Annotated in this window: 1 protein-coding gene; it reads left to right on the top strand. The window is 67.1% G+C overall.

Annotation, left to right across the window (positions count from 1 at the left end; genetic code table 11):
* On the top strand, window positions 1-359 hold a 359-nt coding region (locus D9V41_RS16895), incomplete at both ends, for a sodium:solute symporter family transporter (RefSeq protein WP_424922811.1).

The raw sequence follows: 359 nt of genomic DNA on the forward strand, positions 1-359 counted from the left end.
CGGCGAACGGCGCGCAGTACGGCATGGCGACGGCGCACTACTTCTGGGTGGGCGCGGTGCCGGCGATGCTGTTCCTCGGCGTCGTGATGATGCCGTTCTACTACGGCTCCGGTGTCCGCAGCGTGCCCGAGTTCATGCGCAAGCGGTTCGGTACGGGCGCGCACCTCGTCAACGCCCTCAGCTTCGCGATCGCCCAGCTGCTGATCGCCGGCATCAACCTGTTCCTGCTCGCGACGATCGTCAATCGTCTGCTCGGGTGGTCGCTGTGGGTCTCGCTCGTCGTCGCCGCGGCGATCGTGCTGAGCTACACCGCCCTGGGCGGGTTGTCCGCGGCCATCTACAACGAGGTCCTGCAGTTC

The sequence above is a fragment of the Aeromicrobium phragmitis genome, from assembly GCF_003674095.1.
Classification (GTDB): Bacteria; Actinomycetota; Actinomycetes; order Propionibacteriales; family Nocardioidaceae; genus Aeromicrobium; species Aeromicrobium phragmitis.